The organism is Catenulispora pinisilvae (assembly GCF_015356865.1).
Taxonomy (GTDB): Bacteria; Actinomycetota; Actinomycetes; order Streptomycetales; family Catenulisporaceae; genus Catenulispora; species Catenulispora pinisilvae.
Genome location: NZ_JAAFZA010000048.1, coordinates 37057 through 55600 on the forward strand (window position 1 = coordinate 37057; position 18544 = coordinate 55600).

The window sequence follows — 18544 nt, forward strand, 5'->3', positions numbered from 1 at the left end:
CCTTCGGTGGCTGGTGCGGGAACTGGCGGGGACGCGGCGCGCCGTCACAGCCGGACCCTCGGGTCGAGCACGGCGGTGATGATGTCCGAGAGCATCCCGGCGATCAGCACCAGCACCGCGGAGAACAGGGTGATCACCGCCACCGAGTTCACGTCGGAGTGGTTGGTCGCGTCGGTGAACCAGGAGCCCAGGCCGTTCCAGCCGAAGACCCGCTCGGTGATGATCGCGCCGGCGAAGGTCAGGATCGTGGAGTAGGTCACCAGCGTCATGACCGGGATGACCGCGGTGCGCACGCCGTGTTTCAGGATCGCCCGGGTCTTGCTCAGGCCCTTGGCCCGCGCCGTGCGCAGGAAGTCCGAGCCCAGCACGTCCAGCATCTGCCCGCGCTGGTAGCGGCTGTAGAAGGCGATCAGGCCCAGCGACAGCGAGATGGTCGGCAGCAGCAGGTGGTCGGCGCGGCTGAACAGCTGGCCCCAGAAGCCGGTGGCGTCCGGGTCGATCTCGCCCTGGTACTGCAACAGCGGGGTGTTGCCGCCGACCGCCTTGTTCACCTGGACCGCGACCAGCTTCAGCAGCGGGGCCAGCACGAAGACCGGCATCGCGAAGATGATGTAGGAGCCGAACGTGATCGCGTGATCGCTGAACTTGTACTGTCTGACGGCTTGGAACGAGCCGATCAGGATGCCCGCCACCGCCGAGATCACGGCGGCAACGGTGACCAGCCGCACGGTGACCCACACGCTGATCGAGAAGTGCTTGCTGACCGAGTCCAGCTGCCAGGTCTGGCCGAAGTCGCCGTGCGCGACGCCGTCCACCCAGTGCGCGTACCGCTCCAACACCGGCTTGTCCGGGTTGTCGTTGCGCTCGTTGAGCTCGTGGTACATGACCACGGCCGGGGTCGGCGGGTTCTTCTGCAGGTACATGTCCTTGGGGTGGAAGGCCGTGGCCGCCCCCAGGTAAGCCAGGGACGTGGCGACGAACACCAAGACCACATAGTTCAGAAGCCTGCGAACTATGAAGGCACCCATGCCTCGACCCTCCGTGCTCTAAGCCCACAACCGTTGAAGCGGGCGAAGATCTTGGGGGTGGTACAGATCGTGTCGAGCCCGTTGGTTAACAGGTTCTCGGATGTTCTCCGGGAAATCGATCACGAAAAGGACACGAAGTGATCTCTAGTTATAAACCCTGATACATACGGTGAATGACCTATAACGGGCAGTACACGCATAAGGGTAAAAAAAGACACCGGGTGCGCGGATGCTCACGCGAACCCGGTGTCCTCACCGTAGCGATCTTCGTTTGTGTCCACAATTTGAGAGGGCGTCAGGCCCTCCTCGCCGTGGACTCCTTACCGTCGCGGCCAGGACCGGCGCTACTCCCAGATCGGGAAGTGGCAGGCGGCCAGGTGCCCGTCGGTCCCGTACGGCACCAGCGGCGGCTCGGTCTGCGCGCAGATGTCCTGCGCGGCCGGGCAGCGGGTCCGGAACCGGCAGCCCGAGGGCGGGTTGATGGCGCTCGGCAGCTCGCCGACGATACCGCTGCTGGCCTTGGCCTTCTCCACCTCCGGGTCGGCCACCGGGATGGTGTCCAGCAGGCCCCGGGTGTAGTGGTGGATGGGCTTGGAGTACACCGCCTCGGCCGGGCCGATCTCCACCAGCTTGCCCAGGTACATCACGCCGATCCGGTCGGAGACGTAACGGACCACCGACAGGTCGTGCGAGATGAACAGGTAGGACAGTCCGTGCTCGGCCTGCAGGTCCTTCATCAGGTTCAGGACCTGCGACTGGATCGACACGTCCAGCGCCGAGACCGGCTCGTCGGCCACGATCAGCTTCGGCGCCGGAGCCAGGGCCCGGGCGAAGCCGACCCGCTGGCGCTGCCCGCCGGAGAACTCGTGGGGGTACCGCTCCAGCGCCGAGGCCGGCAGGCCGACCTGCTCGAACAGCTCCTTGATCCGGGCCTCGCGGCTCTCCTTGTCGCCCACCTTCTGGATGTCCAGCGGCTCGCGGACCACCGTGCGCACCCGCATACGCGGGTCCATCGCGGCGTAGCTGTCCTGGAACATCAGCTGGACGTCGCGGCTCTTCTTGCGCCGCTCACCGGACTTCAGCGTGGCCAGGTCCGTCCCCTCCAGGCTCATGGACCCGGCGGTGGTCTCCTCCAGCCCGACGATCAGCTTGGCCACCGTGGTCTTGCCGCAGCCGGACTCGCCGACCAGGCCCACGGTCTCGCCCTTGCGGATGCTGAACGACACCCCGGCGACCGCGCTGACCGAGCCGATCTGCCGGCGCAGGAAACCCTTGGTGATCGGGAAGTCCTTGACCAGGTCGGTGACCTCCAGCAGCACCTCGCCCAACTCCGGGGTCGGCAGTTCCTCGGTCGAGGTGACCTCCGAGAGGGTGACCTCGACCTCCTCGCCGGAGCGCAGGGCGGCGCCCACCGGGTGGAAGCACGCGAACTCGTGGCCCACCTCGTCCACCCGGTACGGCGGGTCCTGGGCCCGGCAGTCGTCCTGCGCGTACCGGCACCGGGCCGCGAACCGGCAGGCGGCCGGCGGCTTGGTGAGGTCCGGCGGCATCCCGGGGATCGAGTACAACCGGGTGCCGCTGTCCGCGCCGCGCTCCGGGAGCGAGTCGAACAGCGCCTCGGTGTACGGGTGCCGCGGGTTCGCGTACAGCATCTCGGTGGTCGTGTTCTCCACGATCCGGCCGGCGTACATCACGTTCACCCGGTCCGCGCGCCCGGCGATCACGCCGAGGTCGTGCGTCACCAGGATGACCGCCATGCCGAGCCGCTCGCGCAGGCCGTCGATCAGCTCCAGGATCTGCTTCTGCACCGTCACGTCGAGCGCGGTGGTCGGCTCGTCGGCGATCAGCAGCTTGGGCTCGTTGGCCAGCGCTATCGCGATCATCGCGCGCTGGCGCATGCCCCCGGAGAGTTGGTGCGGGTAGTCCCGGGCCCGCTGCTGCGGGCTGGGCATCCCGACCAGGGAGAGCACCTCGATGGCGCGCTCCAGGCCCTCGGCCTTGCTGGCGCCGCGGTGGATCCGCACCGACTCGGCGATCTGCTTGCCGATGGTCATCGTCGGGTTCAGCGACGTCATCGGGTCCTGGAAGATCATGCCGATGTCGTTGCCGCGGATCTTGGCCATCTGCTCGTCGTCCAGCTGCAGCAGGTCCCGGCCGTCCAGGAAGATGCTGCCCTCCGGACTGGAGCCGCCGTTGGGCAGCAGCCGCATGATCGACATCGCGGTCATGGTCTTGCCCGAGCCGGACTCCCCGACGATGCCGATGGTCTCGCCGGCCTCGACGGTGAAGCTGATGCCGTCGACCGCCTGGACGGTCGACTTCTTCAGCTTGATCTGGGTGTGGAGGGTTTTCGACCTCTAGAAGTGCCATGGCCGCCTCACCGCTTCTGGAGCCGGGTCTCGAAGGCGTCGCGCAGGGCGTCTCCGATGAAGTTGCAGGAGATGATGATCAGCACGATGGACACGCCCGGGGGATAGATCATCCACCAGTAGTTCTGGTCCAGGTAGCTCGATCCGTTCGCGAACATCCCGCCCCAGTCGTCGTTCGGCGCTTGCAGTCCCAGCCCGATGTAGCTGAGCACGGACAGCGCGAAGACCGAGTTGGCGATCGACAGCGAGGTGTTCACGATGGTGGTGCCGATGGTGTTCGGCAGGATGTGCCGGAAGATGATCCGCGGGCTGCGCCCGCCCATCATCCGGCAGGCCGCCACGTAGTCGCGCACCTTGATGGTCAGCGTGTCGCCGCGGGTCAGGCGGGTCAGGCTGAACCAGCTGGTGAGCGCGATCACCATGATGAACACCGTCTTGGTGCGGCCCAGCGTGGAGGCCAGGTAGATCAGCGCGAAGATGAGCGGGATCGACAGCAGCGCGTCGATGGTCCGCATCATGATCGAGTCCACCCAGCCGCCGACGTAGCCGGCGATGGCGCCGTACAGCATGCCGATCACCGAGGCCAGCACGCCGGAGGCGATGCCGATCTCCAACGAGATCTGGCCGGCCTTCATCAACTTGCCGAGCTCGTCCACGCCGTTCTGGTCGGTGCCCAGCGGATGGCTGGGGCCCGGCGGCAGGGTGATCTCGTCCATCTGCACGTGCGAGGTGTTGCCGTGGTAGAGCAGCGGCCCGAAGAAGCACATCAGGACGTAGAAGACCAGCACGCCGAAGGCGACCACGGCCAGCCGGTTCTCCAGGAAGACCTCCAGGCCGCGGCGGAACATCGAGCGCGCGCTCTCGGTCGGCTCCAGGCCCAGCATCTGCTCGGTCGGCGGGATGTTGTCCCCCTGTCCGGGGGATTCGACGACGATCTCGTCCATCAGGTGAGCCTTACTCGTGGGTCCAGGGCGGCGTAAGAGATGTCGGCCACCAGCGACCCGAGGATCGTGACGATCGCGGTCAGCATCGTGGTGCCCAGGACGATCACGAAGTCGCTGGACAAGGCGGCGTTGATGGTCAGCACGCCGATGCCCTGGATGTTGAAGATCTGCTCCACCAGCAGCGCGCCGCCCACCAGGGTCGGCAGGGACAGCCCGACCAGGGTGATCATCGGGATCATCGCGTTGCGCAGCACGTGCCGGTACAGCACGCGGCGCTTGGTCGCGCCCTTGGCGATCGCCGTGCGGACGTAGTCCTGGGTGATCTCGTCGAGCATCGAGGAGCGCATGTACCGGCTGTATCCGGCCACACCGCTGATGACCAGAGTGGCCACCGGCAGGATCATCTGGTCCGGCTGGGAGAACGCGGCGTGGAAGGAGTCGATCTGCTTCGCGATCGGTATCAGGTGGAACTGCACCTGGAACAGGTCACGCAGCACGACGCCGAGGAAGAACACCGGGATCGCGTAGCCGATGAAGGAGAACGTGGTGATCGTGTAGTCGGTGACCGAGTTGCGGCGGGTCGCCTGCAGCACGCCCACCGGCACCGAGATGACGATGGTGAAGAACAGCGCGAGGCCGACGATGTACATCGACTGCCCCATGTCCTCCTTCAGCAGCGCATTGACGGTCTGGCTCTTCTGATAGCTGGTGCCCAGATCGAAGTGGACGACCAGCCGGTCCAGCCAGCGCCAGTACTGCACGTACAGGGGCTGGTCCAGGCCCAGTCGGTGGGTGAGCTCGGCAATGGTCTGGGGGGTGGCCCGCTGGCCGAGCATCCCTCGCACGACGCCGTTCGGCATCAGGTGCATCATGCCGAAGGTGGCGATCGACACGATGAACAGTGTCACGATCGACTGGAAGAAGCGGCGGATCAAGTAAGTGGTCACCGCGACCCCCCGCCGGGGGTCGCGGTGACGTCAGTGCGCTGAATCACTTGGTGTAGTACCAGAACTCAGGCTCGAAGCCCTGGAACGCGTCCTGCCCGGAGTCGTGGAAGTTGCTCGCCACGGCCCACGGCCAGATCTGGTCCATCATGAAGATCAGCGGCAGCGAGATGCCGGCCGCGTAGGACTCGTAGTCGTACCAGGCCTGCGGGTCGCTGCTCTTGATCGTGCCGGCCACCTTGGAGTCGAACGTCGGGTCGGAGAACCCGAAGATGTTCGAGCCGGCGCCGGTGGTCAGGAGCGAGTCGGTGGTCGGCAGCAGGGAGAAGACCCAACCGCCGTACAGGATCGCGTCCCAGTTGCAACCGGCCGGGGCGCTCGGGGAGCACCCGACCAGCTCACCGGACAGGGTGTTCTGGGTCTTGGTCACCGTGTTGACCGCGATACCGGCACCGGCCGCGGCCTGCTTGTAGGCGGCCAGCATGGTGTCCATGGCCGGGTGCGCCGACGGGTACTCCAGGGTGAACTCGGCCTTGTCGCCGGCCTTGATGCCCGCACCGCACTGGTTGGCGCCGGTACCCGGGCTCGTGCAGGTCGCCGGGGTGGTCGAGACGTCCCAGCCGTGCTGCTGCATCAGGGTCTTGGCCTCAGCCGGGTCGTACTTGGCCGAGGCGGCCTTGGCCGCCGGGGACAGCGGGTTGCCGTCCGGGTAGCCCGGCACGATGCCCGTCGTCGGGTAGCCCCAGCCCTTGTACGGACCGTTGATCGCGCTCTGCTGGTCCATCTCGTCCTGCAGGGCCTTGGTGAAGTACGACTGCTTGAACAGGTTGCCGTGGGCCTTGGAGCCGTCGTTCACCTGGTAGTAGTCGATCGAGTCGAGCAGCGAGCCCTTCTCCACGTTGTACCCGGCCGAGGCCAGCGGGTTGCCGGCCTGCAGGTCGCTGCCGTTGTAGGGCGGGGTGTCGGCGTTCGGGAACACCCCGATCTGCAGCGCGTTGGCCCCGGTGGAGCCGGCCTTCAGGGCCGTCCACTCCGCGTCCTGGCTCTGGAACGGGACGAAGTTGACCTGGTCCAGGTACGGCTTGTGCTCACCGGTGAACTTGGTGTTCGGCGTGATGGAGAAGCCGCCGGAGGTGGCGTTGAAGTCCTTCAGGGACCACGGGCCGTCGCTGATCTGCCACAACGGGTTGGTGGCGAAGGACTTGACGTCCTTGCCGGCCGTGTTCAGGTACTTGAACACCGCGTCACAGTCGGCCTGCAGCGTCGGCGAGGTCAAGGTGTCCGTCGAGCACTTGCCCTTGGTGCCCTTGGCGTCGGTGACGTCCCAGGCCAGCGGCATCGGCGTGACCGTCGACAGCGCGTTGCCGACGATGTATTCCTGGTTGTACTTCTGGTCGAACGTGATGCTGATGCTGGAGTCGGTGGCCGTGGTCGACTTGATGTTGTCCGGCAGGTAGTTCACGCCGGCGGCCTGGTTCGGCGGGCTGTAGTAGCCCGACGCGCCCGCCTGGCCCGGCTTGCCCTCCTCGGACTTCAGCATGTTCAGCCAGAACTGCACGTCCTGACCGGTGACCTTCTCACCGTTGCTCCAGCCCCAGGTGGACTTCATGGGGATGGTGATGGTCAGGCCGTCCGAGCTCCAGGTCGGCTGGTCGGCCGGACCCATGTCGTAGTTGACGGCCAGCTTGTCGTTCAGACCGACGAAGTACAGCGGACGGTAGAAGTAGTACTGGAACTGGCCGGCGTTCTGGGTGCTCAGCTGGTCGCTGGTCATGAACGGCCAGATCGCGGTCGGGCTCGACCCGGGCGGCCACTCGGCGACGTTCGCGGTACCTCCCTGCTTGGCCGGAGCCGAGGAACTGCTCGCGGTCGAGACCGGGTTGGTCGCGTTGTTGTTGCCGCCGCTCTTCTTCGAGCTGCCGCATGCCGCGGCCGACGCGAGGACGGCGAGTACCCCCGCCATCGCCACGATTTTTCGGGTATTTCTGACGGCCATCAAGAGCCCTCCCCTTCGACGGAGCCGGCTCGGTGTGTGGATCCGGGCCGGTCGCGGTTGTGAGCGCAGCCGAGGGGCACGTAAGACAGGCAGTGGCGCCGAGGGTGGCTCACGACCACTCCTGCATACAGTGGCCCAACAAAGGGGGAAAAGCGATCACGGATCGGCAACAAAATCGATGTCAAAAGACCTACAGACCTGCTACGGACGCCCGCCGGGAAGAATTAACAAGATCGACACTGAGCGGTTCCCGATCTTGGCATTTCAAGATCTTTTATCTGTCGCCGCAGGTAAACCGGCGGTGTGAGCCACACCCTGGATATCCACCCATTACCAATGCGGAGAACCGGGCCGCAAGATCGTACGAACCCCCGCAACCCCCGCACCGGGCCCGGCAAGGGTTCGGCAAGGGGATGCGGGGGTTCGTTGGAGGGGATGTCCCGCAGGACGTCCCCATTTAAACCAGCTGACGCTCAAACCAGCTGACGCCCCAGGAATCAATCGTCTAGAGCATGCGCGCAGCTTCCACGGCCCAGTAGGTCAGCACCGAGGTGGCACCCGCCCGGCGCACCGAGGTCAGCGTCTCCATGATGGTCCGCTCCCGGTCCAGCCAGCCGTTGGCGGCCGCGGCCTCGACCATCGCGTACTCGCCGGACACCTGGTAGGCGACGACCGGCACCTCGACCATGTCCGCCACCTGACGGACGATGTCCAGATAGGACAGTGCGGGCTTGACCATGATCATATCCGCGCCCTCCTCGACATCGAGGCGCACTTCGCGTAGGGATTCCCGGGTATTGGCGGGATTCTCCTGATACGCGCTCCGATCACCCTTCAGGCTGGACTCCACGGCGTCCCGGAACGGGCCGAAGAAGGCGCTGGCGTATTTCGCGGAATAGGCGAGGATCGAGGTGTCCTGCCGGCCCGCTTCGTCCAGTGCGCGCCGGATCACGGCGACCTGTCCGTCCATCATCCCGCTCGGGGCGACCATATGGGCGCCGGCCTCGGCCTGCCGGATGCCCATTTCCGCATAAAGTTCCAAAGTGGCGTCGTTGTCCACGGTGCCATCGTCACGAATGACCCCGCAATGCCCGTGATCGGTGAATTCGTCCAGGCACAGATCCGACATGATCACGATGTCGTCGCCGACTTCGTCGCGGACTTCGGCGATGACCCGTTGCAGGATCCCGTCGGGGGCGAGGCCGGCCGAGCCGCGCGCGTCCTTCTCCGCCGGGATGGCGAAGAGCATCAGGCCGCCCAGCCCCTCGGCGACCGCCTCGGCGGCGGCCTTCCGCACCGAGCCCAGGGTGTGCTGCAGGACGCCGGGCATCGACGCGATCGGCGTCGGATCGCTCACCGTCTCCTTGACGAACAGCGGAAGGACGAAGTCAGCGGGGTGCAGACGGGTCTCGGCGGCGAGGCGGCGCATGGCCGGCGTGGTGCGGAGGCGGCGCGGGCGGTCCAGCGGAAAGCTCATACATTTGAGGGTACTCGCGGTTTTTGGGCTGTGAGACGTGCCCTGTACGGGCCCGGTCCCGGATCACGGGACCACGGCTTCGCTGGTGTTCAATGTGTCACATACACCGCGCCACATCCATCGCGGGTACCGCACAGATCGACTCTGCCACCGCTCAATCGGCTCGGCCACAGCTCATAAGAACCCAGTTCATCAGAGCTCAGCTCATCAGAGATCAGTCGATCGCGTCGTCGTATTCCTCGTCCAGTTCCTCATCGTCGACCACGTGCATGGCGGCCTCCTCGGCCGAGGCCGCACCGCCGTCGATGCCGACGTCCTGCGCTGACAGATCGGAGTTGCCCCCGGAGTGCGCGCCCTCGTCCGGCGCCACCAGCCGGCCGGACCGCCGGCCGCCGACCTGATCGCCCATCAGCTCGCCGTCGGCTCCGGCGTGGTCGCCGATACCGTCCCAGTCCGCCGGCGGGCCGTCGTCGTCCGGCGTCTCCTCGGCCAGCCGCTCGTCCATGGTCTCCGGATCGCGCAGCGCCATCGGCCGCTCCGGCGGCGAGTAGCCGGTGTCCAGGTCGTCGGGCCCGGAGACCAGCGTGTCGGAGCCGTCCAACTGCTCCAGCGGGTCCTGGGCATCCGGATCCGGCTGCGGAAGGTAGACGTCGTCCGCGAAGCCACTGCTCATAGCGACTACCTGACCACTTCTGCCCTAGCGGCGCAACTCATCGCCCCGGCAGCGGCCTCAGCGCGCCGAGCGGCGGCGTCCCCCGGGCCGGCGCTCGGAGGGGCGATACAACGGCTCCCCGGCGGTCAGTGCGGAGACCCGGCGGGTCTCGCCGAACGCCGCGAGCGCGTCGGCCAGCGCGGTCACCGACGCCGACGGCGCCATGACGTCCACGCGCAGGCCGTGCTCCTCGGCGGTCTTGGCGGTCTGCGGGCCGATGCACGCGATCACCGTGGCCGCGTGCGGCTTGCCGGCGATGCCGACCAGATTGCGGACCGTGGAGGAGGAGGTGAACAGGACCGCGTCGAAGCCGCCGCCCTTGATCGCCTCGCGGACCTCGGCCGGCGGCGGCGCGGCGCGCACCGTCCGGTAGGCGGTGACGTCGTCGACCTCCCAGCCCAGCTCGATCAGCCCGGCGATCAGGGTGTCGGTGGCGATGTCGGCGCGCGGCAGGAAGACCCGCTCGATCGGGTCGAAGACCGGGTCGTAGGCCGGGAAGTCCTCCAGCAGCCCGGCCGCCGACTGCTCGCCGGAGGGCACCAGGTCCGGCTGGACGCCGAAGGCGACCAGGGCGGCCGCCGTCTGCTCGCCGACCGCCGCGACCTTTATCCCGGCGAACGCCCGGGCGTCCAGGCCGTACTCCTCGAACTTCTCGCGGATCGCCTTCACAGCGTTCTGCGACGTGAAGGCCACCCACTCGTAGCGGCCGGTGACCAGTCCCTTGACCGCGCGCTCCATCTGCTGCGGGGTGCGGGGCGGCTCCACGGCGATGGTCGGCACCTCGTGCGAGACCGCACCGTAGGTGCGCAGCCGGTCGGACAGCCCCTCGGCCTGCTCCTTGGTGCGCGGCACCAGGACCTTCCAGCCGAACAGCGGCTTGGTCTCATACCAGGACAGCGAGGCCCGGTCGGACACCGCGGCGCCGACCACCACGACCACCTCGCCGCCGGCCGCGATCAGCGCGGAGGCCTCGATCGCGACCCGGGCCAGGGTGGAGACCACGGTGCGCTGGGTGGTCATCGAGCCGTCGGCGGTCACCGCGACCTGGGTGGTGGCCTTGGCCAGCCCGGTGGCCGCCAGCGCGGCCGCGGCCGACTCCAGCAGGTGCGCGGGGCCGACCATGACCAGGGTCTCGTGCGCGCCGAGCGGGCCGGCGCCGGGCTTGCCGGCGGAGTCGGCGACGTCGGCCAGGGAGCGGATGCGCACCCCGCCCTGCCCCGACGAGCGGCCCAGCGGGATGCCCGCGTACAGCGGCACCGCGGTCGAGACCGCGACGCCGGGGACGATCTCGTAGACCACACCGGCCTTGGCGCACAGCGCGGCCTCGGCCGCGACCACGCCGGACAGGCCCGGGTCGCCGGAGGTCAGCCGCACCACGCGGCGCCCGGCCGCGACCTCGGCCAGCAGGTTCTTCATCCGCGAGGCCGGGGTCAGGGAGACGGTCGCGTCGCCCAGTTCTCCCAGCTCCCCGCGCTCGCTCTCCACCACCGACACCAACGTGGCGTCCGGGTTGAGGTGCTGGCCCAGCCGCTCCAGCAGCCCGGCCTCGGCGGCGACCACGTCAGCACCCTGCAACAAGGCGACCGCGCGCACGGTCAGCAGCTCCGGATCACCGGGGCCGGCGCCGACGAAGGCCAGCAACGCCGTCGTCGCACAGGAATCGAGCGCAGAGGCCGAACCTCGCTGAGTAGTCGTCACCATGCCTGCCTCACCCCCACCGTCCGTCGTCCGGGCGCCGCCTCCGGCGCCCTCCAGCAGTTCCAGCCCCGTCAAGATCTCCGTCATTGCCCGGCCTCCACGATCTGTGCCGACGCCATAATCTGTGCCGACGCCATAATCTCGGCCGCGCCCTCGGCGAGCAGTCCTTCGGCCACCCGCCGTCCGAGCCCTTCGGCGTCGCCGACCGTACCGGTCGCGGAAAGCCGCAGGCCGCGGGACCCCGTGACGGTAGCAACCACCCCGGTCAACGACAAAACGTTGTCATCCAAGGCGACCGCGTGGCCACCCACCGGAGCCGAACACCCGGCTTCCAGGACCGCCAGCATGGTGCGCTCGGCGACCACCGCGGCCCGGGTGAGCCGGTGGTCCAGGACGGCCAGCAGGCCGACCAGGTCGGCGTCGCGGCACTCCACCGCCAGGGCGCCCTGCCCCGGCGAGGGCAGCATGATCTCCGGGTCCAGGACCTCGGTCGCCTCCTCGTCGCGGCCCAGCCGCTGCAATCCGGCGAACGCCACCAGCACCGCGTCCAGCCGGCCCGAGCGCACGAAGTTCACCCGGGTGTCGACGTTGCCGCGGATCGGCACGACCTCCAGGTCCGGCCGGATCATCTTCAGCAACGCCATCCGGCGCGCCGCACCGGTGCCGACCCGCGCGCCGGCCGGCAGATCGGCCAGTTTCAGGCCGTCCCGGGCCACCAGCGCGTCGTTCACCGCCGCGCGCTCGCTCACCGCCGCCAGGTGCAGGCCCTCCGGCGCCGCGGTCGGCAGGTCCTTCAACGAGTGCACCGCGAAGTCGATCTCACCGGCGTACAGCGCGTCCCGCAGGGCGTTGACGAACACCCCGGTGCCGCCGATCACCGACAGCGACTCACGGGAGGTGTCGCCGTACGTGGTGACGTGGACGAGTTCCACGGGCCGGCCGGTGGCCGCGGTCAGGGCTCTGGCCATCATCCCGGACTGGGCCAGGGCCAGAGCGCTGGCCCGGGTGCCCAGCCGTAAAGCCCGTTCCGGGCCTGGCGCAGGCGGTCCGGAATCCTCCGGAGGAGCGCTCATGCTGACACCTCATTCGTCGTGCCCGCGGCGTTGGCCGCGCTGACGGCCTCCACCGAGGCCGGATCGAGGCCGAAGAGCTCACGCAGCGCCTCGGCGTAGGAGGACCCGCCGGGAGCGCCGGCGAGTTGTTTCACGCGCACCGTGGGCACGTGAAGAAGCTTGTCGACCACGCGGCGCACGGTCTGCTCGACCTCGGCGCGGTCCTTGTCGCTAAGCCCGGGGGTCTTGCCCCGCAGCCGGTCCAGTTCGGCCCGGACCACGTCGGCGGCCATCACCCGCAGCGCGGCGACGGTCGGTGCGACGGCCTCCGCGCGCTGCGCGGCGGCGTAGGCCTCGACCTCGCCGAGCACCAGGTCACGGACCGCAGCTATCTCCTGTGCGGCGCCGGCGGCCTGCGCGCTGCCGTCCTCGGCGACCCGTTCCAGGTCCACGACGTGCACGCCGGCCAGTTCCCGGACCGCCGGGTCGACGTCGCGCGGCAGCGCCAGGTCGACCAGAGCGATCGGGTGGCTGTGCGCGGCCCGGTTCAGCATCTCGCCGGTGATCACGTAGCCCGGCGCGCCGGTGCAGGCGACCACGAGGTCGGCCTCCCCCAGCGCCGGAACGATCTCAGAGATGGGCACCGCGACCCCGCCGTACTGGGTCGCCAAGTGCTCAGCGCGTTCCTGGGTCCGATTCGCCACGACCATATGACGGACCCCGGCCCGATTCAGTGACGCGGCGGCCAGCGCGGCCATCGAGCCGGCACCGATGATCAGCACCCGGAGATCGTTCGGGCCCTGGACGCCGAGCGCCTGGTAGGCCGCGTCCAGCGCGACCGACACCACCGACTGCCCGGCCCGGTCCAGGCCGGTCTCGCTGTGCGCGCGCTTGCCGACCCGCAGCGCCTGCTGCATCGCGTCGTTCAGCGCTCGCCCGGCGGTGCCGTGCTCCTGCGCGGCGGCCAGGGCGGTGCGGATCTGGCCGAGGATCTGCGGCTCGCCGACCACCATCGAGTCCAGGCCGCAGGCCACGGTGAACAGGTGCTGCACCGCGCGGCCGTCGTAGTGCACGTACAAGTGCTGGGTCAGCTCGGCCGGCTCGACGCCGGTGTGCACCGACAGCAGTTCGGTGATCTCGGTCACGGCGGCGTGGAACTTCTCGACGCCGGCGTAGACCTCGATGCGGTTGCAGGTGGCCAGGGCCGCGGCCTCGTGCACGTTCTGGGACGCGGCGAGGTCGGCCAGCAGTTTGCCGGTGCGCTCGGTACTCAGGGCCGCGCGCTCCAGGAGCGCGTGGGGGGCGGACCGGTGGGACAGTCCTACGGCTAGAAGGCTCACGAGGGGATCCCGGTATCGATCAAGGAAGGGTCGAGGGCTCGGCCGGGGGGACCGGAGGCGGCCGGTCCGGCGGCGGTCTCCCCGCCGCCGTCGGACTCCGCCGTCCCGTTCCCGGCCTGCGGCAGCGCGTGCCCGCCCTTGCGCTGCTCGTGGAAGGCGAGGATCTGCAGCTCGATGGACAGGTCCACCTTGCGCACGTCCACGCCCTCCGCCACGTTCAAGACCACCGGCGCGAAGTTCAGGATCGAGGTGATCCCGGCCGCGACCAGCCGGTCGGCGACGGCCTGGGCGGCGCCCGGCGGCGTGGAGATCACGAAGATCGAGATTCCTAGGCCGCGGATCGCCGATTCCAGTTCGTCCACATGCCGGACCCGCACCCCGGCCACCACCGTGCCGGTGAGCGCGGGGTCGGCGTCGAACAGCGCCGCCACGCGGAAGCCTCGGGAGGCGAACCCCCCGTAGTTGGCCAGCGCGTGGCCGAGGTTGCCGATCCCGATGATGGCCACGGCCCAGTCCTGGGTCAGACCCAGTTCGCGGGAGATCTGGTAGACGAGGAACGAGACCTCGTACCCGACCCCGCGGGTCCCGTAGCTGCCGAGGTAAGAGAAATCCTTGCGGAGTTTGGCGGAGTTGACCCCCGCGGAGGCCGCCAGCTCTTCGCTGGAGACGGTGATGATGCCGCGCTCCTGCATGTTGATCAGGGCTCGCAGGTAGACCGGCAGCCGCGCCACCGTGGCTTCCGGGATGCCCTGCCGGTTGGAGCGCAGCGAGGCTCCGCTGCCGGAACGGGAGTCCGAACCGGTGCCGCCCGACGCGTTGCTGCTCGTGCTGGCCACGCTGCTCCTCATCGCGCTCGCGCTCGGCGTTGCCGTCGTGCAGTGGATCTCGTTCAGCCCGGCGGTCTCGGGCCCCGATGAGGGGTGCCCTGGCAGCCCGACTGAGAAGGAGCCGGCGCGCTTGTGCGCTTGTTCCTCCTGCCAAGCACGATAGGCGTTTGTGAACGCGCGCACAAAGTCTCGTCGGGCACCCGATGACGGGATGCCCTATTTGTCAGCAGAACTGGGCGCCGAATAGTTACCAAACCGGGCACCGAGTGCTGTGGATCACTCTGCTCCAGAGCTTTCTCAGAGCCGGGGCGGAGCCGTTCTCAGCCCCGCGAGGCCTGGGCGATCGCCTTCCGGAGCCGGTCCCGGTCCACCCGCCAGAAGTCGTGTCGCCTGCCGTTCACCAATGTGACGGGGATCTGTTCCCAGTACTCCGCTTTCAGTGCCGGGTCGAAATCCTCGGCGGTGATGTCCAACTCCTCGACCGTCGCGCCGGTCTCGGCGGCCACCGCCGCGACGATCGCACGCGCGTCGTCACACAGGTGACAGCCCGGCTTGCCGACGAGGGTCACGGTCACGGGGGCGCCGCCGGAGCGCTGGAAGAGTCTCATCACGGGATGAGCCTACGGAGAACACGCACGCGACATCTGACAGTCACGCAGGGGGCTTAGGCTTGTGCTCATGGGCACCGAGACTGCTGGGCGCATTGTGCACTCCGCGGCGTTCTTCGACCTGGACAACACGCTGGTGCAGGGCGCCTCCCTGTTCCACTTGGCACGCGGCCTGACCGCGCACGGCATGGTGACCAAGCGTGAGATCGCCGGCCACGCGCTGCGCCAGGTCCGGTTCCGGGTCTTCGGCGAGCAGTCCGGGCTGCTGGACGACGTGCAGGAGCACGCGCTGGACTTCGTCAAGGGCCACGAGGTGGCCCGGATGGAGAAGATCTGCGAGGCGGTCTTCGAGGACTACCTCTCGGACAAGATCTGGCCCGGCACCCGGGCGCTCAGTGAGGCGCACCTGCTCAACGGCAAAGAGGTGTGGCTGGTCACGGCCGCGCCGATCGAGCTGGCCCAGGTGATCGCCCGCCGGCTCGGGCTGACCGGCGCGCTGGCCACCCAGCCGGAGTCCGTGGACGGCGTCTACACCGGCCGCATCTCCGGCCCGCTGCTGCACGGCCCGGACAAGGCCCGCCAGGTCGCCAAGCTGGCCCGGGAGCGCGGCCTGGACCTGGCCCACTGCTACGCCTACAGCGACTCCGCGAACGACCTGCCGCTGCTGTCCCTTGTCGGGCATCCAGTCGCGGTCAACCCGGATCGGGCGCTGCGCCGACACGCGCGGCATCACGACTGGGCGATCGTCGATTACCGGACCACGCGGCACACCCGGAAGGTTCCGGTCGCCGGCGCCGCCGCGGCTGTCGGCGCGGTTGCCGCCGGAGCGGCCGCCGCTGCGGCACACTGGTCTGGCGAGCGCGACTGAGAGCGACGGCCTGTCACCCTCCGTCTATCAGGGTACGCATGGGCTCCGACCTCCCGAAGGTCCCCTGCGCAACCCTTGCACGGGACCCCTCGAAGTCCTCTAAAGTCCTGCGGACACACGTGGTCCAGTGAGCGGACCTAAACCGGACTTCCTGTACAGGAGGGTGTTTCCTGTGGGTGTAATAGCCGGAATCACCCGCACGGGTCCACCCGAATTCCGTACGATGGGGAACCCTACGATCGGTGATCGAGGCGGAACACTCTGCTACTAGAGACATCTCAATGAGCTACCAGGCTGGCTAAAGAAACCGAGCCACGGGAGACACGTGTACCGGGACGACTTCGGACTCAACGGCTACAGCGCCAAGGTGGGGGGCGACCCGTTCGCCCGCACCGGCGCGCTGTCTGCGCAGGTACTGTCCACGCACGTGCCGATGCCGACGCCGGGACCGCTGCTGGACCGCCAGGACCGCGGCCTGCTGATGCTGCGCGAGGCCATCCGGGTCGTGGCCGGGGACGGCAACGGCCGCGGCACGCACGCGGCCGGATCGCGCTCCGGCGGCGGCGCGCGGCACGCCGGGGACTCGGGCACCACGGACCGTCCGGGCGGCCCGGTCGCCGGCGACGGCGAGTCCGAGGCGATGGTGCACCTGGTCCGCCAGGCGCAGGAGGGCAGCGCCGACGCCTTCGGCGAGCTCTACCGCATCTACTGCGACACCGTCTTCCGGTACATCTACTACCGGGTCTCCACCCGGGCCCTGGCCGAAGACCTCACCAGCGAGACCTTCGTCCGCGCCCTGCGCCGGATCACCACGTTCAGCTGGCAGGGCCGCGACTTCGGGGCCTGGCTGGTGACGATCGCCCGCAACCTGGTCGCCGACCACTTCAAGTCCAGCCGGCACCGGATGGAGGTCTCCACCGGCGAGATGCTGGACTCCAACGAGGTGGAGGCGTCCCCGGAGGACTCGGTGCTGGAGCACCTGTCCAACGAGGCCTTGCTGGACGCCGTGCACCGGCTCAACGACCAGCAACGGGAGTGTGTCACTCTCCGCTTCCTGCAGGGCCTGTCGGTGGCCGAGACCGCCGACATCATGGGCAAGAACGAGGGCGCCATCAAGACGCTTCAGTACCGTGCGGTTCGTACGCTTGCGCGACTTCTGCCGGCCGAGAGCCTCTAATACTCCTAAACCAGGACCACCCGTATGCGGGACACGCCGTAACCCCGAAAGTGGGGCCGTCGTTTTCCAAGTAGCGGTCCAACAACTCACTCTGACGGGTGAATAAGGGACCGAAAGACATGCCGGTGGGAGCCGGGGGCACAACCTTTGTCGTCTGTCGGTGTCTAACACTGCGGCGAGCATCGTCACCTTGACGGGCGGCGGTGGGCGACGGGTGGGGCTTCCCTGCGTACGGGACAGGAAGGATGACACATGGCCGCAGCATTCGGCGAGCGCCAGCGGGCCGAGCAGTTCGCCAGGCTGCTCGACGGCCTCGACGGCTCGCGGGACGGCGGCTCGGGTGTCGCGACGCTCATCCCGCCCCAAAAGGGCGACCCCGAACTCGCGGCGATGCTCCGGGTGGTCGAGAACGTCATCGACGAGGGGCGCTTCCACGCCCCGATGGTGCGCCCGGACTTCCGGGAACAACTCGGCGCCCGTCTGCACCGCGACTTCCTGGTCTTGTTCAACTCCGACGTGGACGGCGGCCCGGGCGACGGCGACGTGCTGGTCCGAGGCCGCACCCCATGGCGGCGGCGACTGATCGGCGGCGGCGTCGCGGTCGGGGTCCTCTCCGGGGGCCTGGGCGGAGTGGCGTGGGCGGCATCCAGCGCACTGCCAGGCGACCCGCTCTACGGGGTCAAGCGCAGCCTGGAGAACATGCGGGTCTCGGTGTCCGGCTCCGACCTGGAGCGCGGCGAGCAGTACCTGGGCCAGGCCAAGACCCGGCTGGAGGAGATCCACAAGCTGCTGGGCCGGCACGACTCGAACGTCGACGGCTCGGACACCAGCAAACTCGTGGCCGAGACCACGGACAACCTCTACAAGGACGTCGACAGCGCCGGTCAGCTACTGACCCCCCTGGCCGAGTCCGGCAACACCGAGGCCCTGACCAGCCTCCGGAATTTCCTGGACATCTACGAACCACAAGTCCAGGACCTGGAAACCCTGCTGGCCCCGGACAGCCAGGACCAGGCCCGCCGCCTGGTGGCCCTGATGGACGGATTCAGCTCCCGCCTGGCCGTCGCCCAGGCAACCATCGACCGCCAGCAGGCCGCCCAGCAACGACCCAGCGGCTCAGACACCGCCTCCCACCACGGCGGCACCCTACCGAGCACCCCGCTGCCCACCGGCACACCGTCGGCACACCCGACCCCCGGCCAGCACCCGCCGAGCTCAGCCGGCCCGACCGGCACCGACTCCGTCGGCCCCACCGCCACCCCCACGGGCACACCCAGCAGCGACCCGTCGAGCGTGCACGTGTCGGTCCCGATCGGCTCCTCCGACACCACGCTCAACGTGCCGCCACTGATCAGCGGCCTGCCGCCGATCGGGATCACCATCGGCAACACGGGGCCGGCCACTGGGCCGACGACTGGCGGGCCGCCTAACACGGATCCGAACCCGAACTGAGGCGGACGGGGGCGGAACGGAGACGGGGCACGGACGGGGGCACGAGTAGGGG

15 protein-coding genes are annotated in these 18544 nt (G+C 68.7%); 3 read left to right on the forward strand and 12 right to left on the reverse strand.

Annotated features, from left to right (window positions below):
• Positions 1-44: 44 nt before the first annotated feature.
• The 12 genes from IZR01_RS15825 to IZR01_RS15880 form a co-directional block, all read right to left on the reverse strand.
• A complete protein-coding gene (locus IZR01_RS15825; protein WP_194892757.1) occupies positions 45-1028 on the reverse strand; it encodes an ABC transporter permease in 984 nt (327 codons plus the stop codon).
• A 344-nt stretch (positions 1029-1372) separates the two neighbouring features.
• Positions 1373-3361 carry an ABC transporter ATP-binding protein gene (locus IZR01_RS15830; RefSeq protein WP_323747018.1) on the reverse strand — a complete coding sequence of 663 codons (1989 nt, stop codon included), beginning with the start codon at positions 3359-3361 and terminating at the stop codon, positions 1373-1375.
• Between the two features lie 44 nt (positions 3362-3405).
• Complete coding sequence (locus tag IZR01_RS15835; protein ID WP_194892755.1) at positions 3406-4341, reverse strand: ABC transporter permease; 936 nt, start codon at positions 4339-4341, stop codon at positions 3406-3408.
• Complete coding sequence (locus IZR01_RS15840; RefSeq protein WP_194892754.1) at positions 4341-5288, reverse strand: ABC transporter permease; 948 nt, start codon at positions 5286-5288, stop codon at positions 4341-4343. The genes IZR01_RS15835 and IZR01_RS15840 overlap by 1 nt, the downstream gene beginning before the upstream one ends.
• A gap of 43 nt (positions 5289-5331) precedes the next feature.
• Positions 5332-7281, reverse strand: coding sequence for an ABC transporter substrate-binding protein (locus IZR01_RS15845; RefSeq protein WP_194924308.1), 1950 nt, complete (start codon positions 7279-7281; stop codon positions 5332-5334).
• Positions 7282-7786: 505 nt separating this feature from the next.
• Positions 7787-8758 carry a porphobilinogen synthase gene (gene hemB, locus IZR01_RS15850; protein ID WP_194924309.1) on the reverse strand — a complete coding sequence of 324 codons (972 nt, stop codon included), beginning with the start codon at positions 8756-8758 and terminating at the stop codon, positions 7787-7789.
• Between the two features lie 214 nt (positions 8759-8972).
• Positions 8973-9431 carry a DUF5709 domain-containing protein gene (locus tag IZR01_RS15855; protein ID WP_194892751.1) on the reverse strand — a complete coding sequence of 153 codons (459 nt, stop codon included), beginning with the start codon at positions 9429-9431 and terminating at the stop codon, positions 8973-8975.
• Positions 9432-9488: 57 nt separating this feature from the next.
• On the reverse strand, positions 9489-11255 hold the full coding sequence (locus IZR01_RS15860) for a uroporphyrinogen-III synthase (protein WP_228554154.1): 1767 nt from the start codon (positions 11253-11255) through the stop codon (positions 9489-9491).
• A complete protein-coding gene (gene hemC / locus IZR01_RS15865; protein WP_194892750.1) occupies positions 11252-12241 on the reverse strand; it encodes a hydroxymethylbilane synthase in 990 nt (329 codons plus the stop codon). Before hemC ends, IZR01_RS15860 begins: the two co-directional genes overlap by 4 nt.
• Complete coding sequence (locus tag IZR01_RS15870) at positions 12238-13560, reverse strand: glutamyl-tRNA reductase (protein WP_194892749.1); 1323 nt, start codon at positions 13558-13560, stop codon at positions 12238-12240. Before IZR01_RS15870 ends, hemC begins: the two co-directional genes overlap by 4 nt.
• Entirely contained in the window at positions 13557-14327 is a 771-nt protein-coding gene (locus IZR01_RS15875; protein WP_194892781.1) for a redox-sensing transcriptional repressor Rex, read from the reverse strand. Before IZR01_RS15875 ends, IZR01_RS15870 begins: the two co-directional genes overlap by 4 nt.
• A 380-nt stretch (positions 14328-14707) precedes the next feature.
• On the reverse strand, positions 14708-14995 hold the full coding sequence (locus IZR01_RS15880; protein WP_194892780.1) for a glutaredoxin family protein: 288 nt from the start codon (positions 14993-14995) through the stop codon (positions 14708-14710).
• Between the two features lie 70 nt (positions 14996-15065).
• Between IZR01_RS15880 and IZR01_RS15885 the strand changes: the two genes are divergently transcribed.
• The 3 genes from IZR01_RS15885 to IZR01_RS52375 all read left to right on the forward strand — a co-directional run bounded on the left by IZR01_RS15885 (position 15066) and on the right by IZR01_RS52375 (position 18492).
• On the forward strand, positions 15066-15863 hold the full coding sequence (locus IZR01_RS15885; RefSeq protein WP_194892748.1) for an HAD family hydrolase: 798 nt from the start codon (positions 15066-15068) through the stop codon (positions 15861-15863).
• A gap of 481 nt (positions 15864-16344) precedes the next feature.
• Complete coding sequence (locus tag IZR01_RS53270) at positions 16345-17040, forward strand: ECF subfamily RNA polymerase sigma factor, BldN family (protein WP_438939699.1); 696 nt, start codon at positions 16345-16347, stop codon at positions 17038-17040.
• Positions 17041-17292: 252 nt separating this feature from the next.
• Positions 17293-18492: a DUF5667 domain-containing protein gene (locus tag IZR01_RS52375; RefSeq protein ID WP_194924310.1), complete on the forward strand. Its 1200-nt coding sequence runs from the start codon at positions 17293-17295 to the stop codon at positions 18490-18492.
• Positions 18493-18544: the final 52 nt, after the last annotated feature.

What these genes read in the sequence shown, in the direction of transcription:
- IZR01_RS15825 (WP_194892757.1), bottom strand. Translation starts at nt 1,028, where the DNA reads ATGGGTGCCTTCATAGTTCGCAGGCTTCTGAACTATGTGGTCTTGGTG.
- IZR01_RS15835 (WP_194892755.1), bottom strand. Translation starts at nt 4,341, where the DNA reads ATGGACGAGATCGTCGTCGAATCCCCCGGACAGGGGGACAACATCCCG.
- IZR01_RS15845 (WP_194924308.1), bottom strand. Translation starts at nt 7,281, where the DNA reads ATGGCCGTCAGAAATACCCGAAAAATCGTGGCGATGGCGGGGGTACTC.
- hemB (WP_194924309.1), bottom strand. Translation starts at nt 8,758, where the DNA reads ATGAGCTTTCCGCTGGACCGCCCGCGCCGCCTCCGCACCACGCCGGCC.
- IZR01_RS15855 (WP_194892751.1), bottom strand. Translation starts at nt 9,431, where the DNA reads ATGAGCAGTGGCTTCGCGGACGACGTCTACCTTCCGCAGCCGGATCCG.
- IZR01_RS15860 (WP_228554154.1), bottom strand. Translation starts at nt 11,255, where the DNA reads ATGACGGAGATCTTGACGGGGCTGGAACTGCTGGAGGGCGCCGGAGGC.
- hemC (WP_194892750.1), bottom strand. Translation starts at nt 12,241, where the DNA reads ATGAGCGCTCCTCCGGAGGATTCCGGACCGCCTGCGCCAGGCCCGGAA.
- IZR01_RS15880 (WP_194892780.1), bottom strand. Translation starts at nt 14,995, where the DNA reads ATGAGACTCTTCCAGCGCTCCGGCGGCGCCCCCGTGACCGTGACCCTC.
- IZR01_RS15885 (WP_194892748.1), top strand. Translation starts at nt 15,066, where the DNA reads ATGGGCACCGAGACTGCTGGGCGCATTGTGCACTCCGCGGCGTTCTTC.
- IZR01_RS53270 (WP_438939699.1), top strand. Translation starts at nt 16,345, where the DNA reads ATGCTGCGCGAGGCCATCCGGGTCGTGGCCGGGGACGGCAACGGCCGC.
- IZR01_RS52375 (WP_194924310.1), top strand. Translation starts at nt 17,293, where the DNA reads ATGGCCGCAGCATTCGGCGAGCGCCAGCGGGCCGAGCAGTTCGCCAGG.